Here is a 6,000-nt window from a genome sequence, read left to right as displayed (position 1 = left end):
ATTGTCCCCGACGATGTACAGATTCTCCGACTCAGCGTTCGTCGCGTCGGCGTTGTGCTCAAGGTCAGGCACCCCGGCACCATAACCGTCTCGGTCCGCGTCGAGGTCAGGTACTTGGCGTAGGACTTCGCGAGGGACTCGAGGTCGTAGCCTCGCGGGTCATCGAGACATCGGTCGAACTGAGCGCGTCCTGAAGGCGGTCGAGCCTGAAGCCACCGTCCTTGTCAAAGTACTCGGGCAGGGCCGCGCGGAGGCGTGTCAGCTCGAAGTCGTTCGTCTTCGTTGTCTCGTTCGCGTCGTGCGCGTCCCTGATCACTTCCTACCTCAAGACGTGAGACCCGTCCTAAATTCGACGGCGTTTCGCAGCTGGAGTGCATGACAGCATTGGTAGTTGCTCAGTCTTAAAAGTCTTGTCAGGAACGCGGCAATTCTCGGTTCGAGAAGCGCAAGGAGTTGCCGGTCGCTGGCCGGCCGGAGAGCTATTCCGTGGTGCGAGGAGTGAGCCTTCGGAGGACAAGAGTGGGCTTTGTTGCTCCCCCCTGGGCCAATTGTGTCGCACTTGGCCGTCCCGACGGTCAACTGAGAATCCGTTTGACGAGCGGGAGCGCATATCGCCAGTCGTCGCCGTCTCGATCAGAGAGATCGGCGTCCTCGAACCAGGTTGCGTCCGCCTCCGGATGAGGGCCAATCAAGCCCACACTGCCATCGCCAAACCGATAACACGCGGCGGCAAGGTCGCCTGTCTCGTAATGGGCGTAGGCCTCAGCGCCGTCTACAGGCAACCGCGCGCCCTCTTGGAAGTAGGTCCATCGCAACGTGTCGCCCCACGTGACTGCCACCACATCATCCGCACTATCTTTCACAGGGAAGTCGGGAACGCCCACCTCCCCCTCGACGGATTCACTGAAAAAGCCGAAGCCCTCGCTCCCTGCAAGATATGCACCCATGCAGATGCCGAGGTAGCTACCGCCGGTAGCCACAAAGTCACTCACCCCGCGGATGAAATCCGCAGGAAAACTCTGGGCAGCGGCACGAATATCGTCTCCACCGCCCGGCTGAGCGTAGAGAGCGACTCCAGAAAGGGCACTTGATTCGAGAGGGAATTCTTCGTGCGGGCCGATAAACGCAACGTCCATACCAAGCGGTGATTGCGACAGTCGCTCAGCAAGAGTTTCCGAGCATCCTGCGCACCCCGCCGGTCCGCGGTACAGGAGGGCGATCCGCGCATCCGAAGTCTCGTCGTCGTTCCTGCTGATGGGTGCACATCCGTTCGCTAGCCCAGCGAAAGGGACCGTCAGCAGCCCCGCGAGGACCGACCGGCGCGACCGTCCAGCAGGTGATTCGAACGTACCCATACTTCAATGCTAGGTGGGCTTGATCCACTGCCCGAAGCGACCGGTGCAGCCTGCTCCTGGCCTCTGATCGTTGAATGCGCCCCGAAGTCACGGGCTGCTGCTCGGATGGGTGACATTGGATCGTCTCGCAGCCTGGTCGGCTGGCTCAAAGTTCGTCTGCAGGTCCAGTTTCGACGCCGGGGAGCGGTGACCGTCTCTTCGCACACGAGGATGTGGGGCTCGCAGTAGCCCGGGTCCTTGGGTTCGGCCCACGAGTACGCGTACCGGTTGGCGGTCGTGGGGATAAGCGCCACGTCCTTGTAGGCCCAGCGCAATTCGAGCTTTTGCGGCTACCCATCCAACGACCCGCTCCTTCCACCGGGACCGCCCTTTCAAGCCCATCGACAGGGACTCTCGGCGGCGCCTCACCGCCTCATGAATCCCGGCGTCGGGCGCGCCGCCGCGATGGGCGCTGTCGTCGACCTGGACGGCATTGCCCTCATGCCTGTACTCCTGCTGACCGGCGCAACGCTTCCGCCCAACCGATGATGGTCGGGATCTACATGGCACTGGTCCCGATGCTCCTGGGCTATCTGCTCTTCGGGTATGGCCTCACGCGCGTCACTCCAAGCGCCGAGACAACGCTCACGCTCGCTGAACCCTCGATCGCCGCCCTCCTGGCCGTGGTCCTCGTCGGTGAGCGCCTCCCCGCCATCGGATGGGCTGGTCTCGCGGGCATCTGCGCCTCGCTTCTGGTCCTCTCGCTCGCACCTGCGACACAGGAGTGTGCCGCCGAACCGTCACGTTCGCGCGAGCTCCCGATACGTCAGGAAGCTTGAATCAGTCAGCCTGAGATAGACATCGGGTAAGACCTGGAGATGCGCCCCAGTACCGGGATGAAATCACTGGGTCCGGCCCAATAAGGTCCGTGGAGGGGTTAGATGGCGAAACGAAATTCCACCGCGTTCCGTAGCCAAATAACGTCTCCGCTCGTGGCGTTCACGCGCCGCCGAACGGTGTCGCTGGGCTGCGTCAGACTGTACGGATGACACGCAAGTAGCACCTCCCCGATGTCCTCTCTACCTCTCACGTCATCGCACTGCAGGATTCCCTCCTGGCGAACGCGAACCGTTTACTGAAGACTGCACTGAGGTCAGTCGAGGAAGAAATCTCCCGCTCGCGCGGTCGCTTGCGATCCTCGGCATGGAGGAATCGGGGATGGTTATCGCCCTGCACGAGCGTCGGGTCAGCATGGTACGCGCACCGGAAGGCGAAGAATTCGTCAACGACGAGCTGAAGGCGCGGTGGGTGGTGGGGCTCAAGTTCCTGGCGTACGTAAGCCCTGCCCGAATGAATGCCCGCTGAGGGATCCCCCAACGAGCTACTACTTTCGTTTTTGGTACGACATAGAAGCGATCACCATAGCCATAGGGACAGACGCACGTGTAGGTGTCACATGATCTGTGGCGCTGGAGAGCGTTGCAGGGATGGATGTGTACCATGCCTGCTTCCTATCCCCAGGAGTTCCGGGACGACGTCGTCCGCGTCGCGAGGAACCGTGAACCTGGGACCAGGCGACGGATGGCGACGACAGCAGCGTCACCGAGGGCCTCCAGTCTGACTATCAACGACTCACAGATGAGCAATGGAGCTGGATCAAGCACATCGTTCACACAGAAGAGGGCCCTCTCCGCGGGCGGCCACGCACTGACGTACGCAAGATCGTCGACGCGGCTCTTTACAAGACCCGCACTGGTATCCCGTGGCGCGAGCTCCCAGCAGAGTTCGGGTCATGGCAGACCGCTTTACGCCGGCACAACCAACTGGTGGCGAGCTCCCAGTGGGACGAGATCACTCGCGCTCTGGCGGAACGAGACCTGCCCTAGTGAATGAGGTAGTCGAGGCCCTGCTCCACGCCAACCGGTCGCTGCCGGTGCCGCCAACACGGTGCCGAATCTGGCCATGGCCCCAGTTTGTCCCTCGCCGACCGTAGTCTCCTGATGACAGCTGCTCACGTGAGAGCAGCACTCAGCCGACCGGAATGAGGATATCTATGGGCGCAGACCTGTTCATCTCGTACGCCTGGACGTCGGAGGGGCACCGCGAGTGGGTGCGCCTGCTCGCTGCGCAGCTCACGGCACTCGGGTTCGACGTCCTGATCGATGCCGACGTCGACTACGGCGACGACCTGAACGGATTCATGCGCCGAGTCACGGACTGCGAGCACGTTCTGCTAGTCGTGGACCACAACTACGTCGAACGAGCCGACACCAAGCCCGAGTCGGGTGTGGGCAAAGAGAGCCGCTGGATAGCCGAGGTCTACGAGGACCGCGCCCCTGCCTGGCTCTCCACCCTCTTCGTCGACAACGCCTCGTGCGCCCTGCCAGCATGGCTCGGCGAACGGATGCCCAAGGGCTTCGACTTCAATCACTCCCCCGGCAGCCAGCAGGAGTTCCCCGGGGCAGGGCAGATCGAGGATCTGTGGCGCTGGGTCGCAGGGCTGCCGGCCAACCGCGACAGCGCTACGCCTATCGCGACTCTACGTGAGCGAGCCACACGGCTCGAGCGGCAGGAACTGCGCAGTTCCCCAGCCCAATGGAGAAGTCCAAATCTCGTCGGCGAGACGCACTTCATGTACGAAGACGCGCCCGGTAACAGGTTCCATTGGGGCTGTGGAGCCTCTGAGTTCGCGCTCCATATCAGCGGACGCTCGTACGACTCGGTGTACGTGTACAAGGACCCAATCAAGTCCGTCGGCCTGATCCGAGGCAACGACGTCGACGACGCCGATCTCGCGCAGCACCTCACACCCGGACGGTCTGTCGCTCCACAGGTTGGCCACAGCGTCGTTCTCATGAATGCGCACGGGCGACTGGCCGTCGTCGAAATCCTCCGGGTACAGCAAGAGGACACCAGCGGCAGTCAATACGTTCCGCCCTTCGTCGACTTTCGCTGGAGAGTCGTCGAATCGTCCTGACAGTCACTCCGCATACAAAGAAGCTCGTATCGCCGTCGGTTGCCGGTATGAAGGGTGGAATCTACGCCGGGGCTTCACCAGTCACGGTCGTGTCCAGTGCCTCAACGTCAGCGATCAGCTCCATCACCGACTGGTAGCGCCGGCCAGGCTGAGAATCGACGCATTTGTGGATGATCTGCTCGATCGGAGTTGCATCGTTCCGCCCGATGTTTTTCCGCCCAGTGAAGATGTACAGCAGTACGAAGCCAGCCGCGAAGATGTCATGGACAGCACCGAAGTCCTTGAACGAGCCGAGAGCTGGATCGATCTTCGTACCCTTGAGTTCGGTCTCCGTCGTCGTGAACTCGGACCCTTTGAGCTTGGCCAGGCCGAAGTCGGACAGCTTAACCAGCACGGCTGAACCGCCGAAGGTGCGGAGCAGGACGTTCCTGGTGCTCAGATCCCGGTGGAAGTGCCCCTTGGAGTGGATGAAGTTGAGGCCGTAGAGGAACTGCAGCGCGATTCGCTTGCGGGTGGTCGGGCCGAAGCCTGGCTGGTTGTTGCGTTTTGCGATGTAGTCCTCCAGCGAGGTGTCGCAGTGTTCCATGGTGTACGTCCAGTCCGACTCCTTGAAGTTGTAGACCTCAAGGACGTACGGGAACTGAAGCTCCTTCATCAGCTCGAACTCGCGGCGGAAGCGCTCCTTCTCCCGATCATCAGCACCGGGTTTGAGCTTCTTCCTTGCCAAGGTCATGCCGTAGTTCGGATCAGTGAACCGATGGACCAAAGCGAAGGCACCCTCGCCGATGGGCGTCAGCTTCACGATGTGGGAATCGGACACTGATACGGCTTGGTCACCGAGGCTGAAGACTGGCGCGTAGCTTTCGACCTCGACGGGAGTGAAGCCTTCTGGGATGGGGCTCCCTCCACTATCAACGAGCCATGCCGGCGCGTTCTCGATGACCCGCTGGTACTCGGGAGTCATGGTAAGGGAGTGACCGGCCTTGTTGAGTAACGTGCGGGCTTCTGTCAAAAGGTCGATGAGACCTAGCAAGTTCCTCGAGTTGTCAGCATTGAAGTGTCCGCTGCTGCCGCCACGGGCCTTGTAGTTCATGTGCTTGAACTCGGCGTCGAGGCCAGCGTGGATGTAGGCGAAGGCGCGGGGCAGGACCTGCTCCCGGCGGTATAACTCGAGGTAGGTCGAGTCGATGTCTCTCTCATAGAACGTGCGCTCAAAGCGCTCCACCCGCTCCTGCTCCATGGTCTTCATACCTCGAGGCTATCGATGACCTATGACAGACTTCCCAAGCTGCTCCATGCGGCGTATCCCGAGGAGTCACTGAAGCCGGTGCGACCTGACTACTATGGCATCCAGGCCCGGTCACGGCTTGCTCTCGCCGTCGAGAGCCTCTCAGTCATTCGCCCGCAACCACTCGTGGCCCCACGTCCATCTGCGGCCTCCGGCGTTTGCGTCCTGAAGGATGGCCCGCCTGCCGAAGAAGTTCGACCTCCCGGGCAACCAACTTTTGAGTCAGGGCGATTTATGAGTCAGCGCTCGTGCCGAGCAATCGCCCGCCGAACAATTAGAACTTGCCCCCAGAACAGGCCCTTCGAGGCCGCCTGCCTGCTCCGCTCGCACACCCGAAGGAAGGCAGCCGGCCCCTGCGAGAGCCCCGCAGAGGCCGACCAAAGTCCCCGGTCAGCGGGGCA

5 protein-coding genes and 1 pseudogene are annotated in these 6,000 nt (G+C 61.7%); 4 read left to right on the top strand and 2 right to left on the bottom strand.

All coding sequences use genetic code 11. The features are described from left to right. Window positions 1-575: 575 nt before the first annotated feature. Window positions 576-1,355 (bottom strand): BPL-N domain-containing protein, encoded by a 780-nt coding sequence (locus EVU97_RS06295; RefSeq protein WP_129664350.1) that lies wholly within the window; start codon window positions 1,353-1,355, stop codon window positions 576-578. A gap of 542 nt (window positions 1,356-1,897) precedes the next feature. Between EVU97_RS06295 and EVU97_RS06290 the strand changes: the two genes are divergently transcribed. From EVU97_RS06290 to EVU97_RS06280, 4 genes and pseudogenes are all read left to right on the top strand, one after another. Beyond that, window positions 1,898-2,173, top strand: a complete 276-nt coding sequence (locus EVU97_RS06290; RefSeq protein WP_240730144.1) for an EamA family transporter — start codon at window positions 1,898-1,900, stop codon at window positions 2,171-2,173. Between the two features lie 379 nt (window positions 2,174-2,552). Next, a complete protein-coding gene (locus tag EVU97_RS14955) occupies window positions 2,553-2,699 on the top strand; it encodes a hypothetical protein (RefSeq protein ID WP_165357897.1) in 147 nt (48 codons plus the stop codon). A gap of 278 nt (window positions 2,700-2,977) precedes the next feature. Then, window positions 2,978-3,220: pseudogene (locus tag EVU97_RS15355) on the top strand (transposase); the annotation flags it as partial. A gap of 167 nt (window positions 3,221-3,387) precedes the next feature. Next, window positions 3,388-4,311: a toll/interleukin-1 receptor domain-containing protein gene (locus tag EVU97_RS06280; RefSeq protein ID WP_165357896.1), complete on the top strand. Its 924-nt coding sequence runs from the start codon at window positions 3,388-3,390 to the stop codon at window positions 4,309-4,311. A 61-nt stretch (window positions 4,312-4,372) separates the two neighbouring features. Here the strand turns inward: EVU97_RS06280 and EVU97_RS06275 are convergent, their stop codons facing one another. Continuing rightward, window positions 4,373-5,560, bottom strand: a complete 1,188-nt coding sequence (locus EVU97_RS06275; RefSeq protein WP_129664346.1) for a protein kinase — start codon at window positions 5,558-5,560, stop codon at window positions 4,373-4,375. Window positions 5,561-6,000 lie beyond the last annotated feature (440 nt).

It is taken from the genome of Dermacoccus sp. 147Ba, assembly GCF_004151355.1.
In the GTDB taxonomy this organism is placed as follows: Bacteria; Actinomycetota; Actinomycetes; order Actinomycetales; family Dermatophilaceae; genus Dermacoccus; species Dermacoccus abyssi.
The sequence above is the reverse complement of the archived record's forward strand: the minus strand, read 5'-3'. Positions and strand labels throughout refer to the sequence as shown.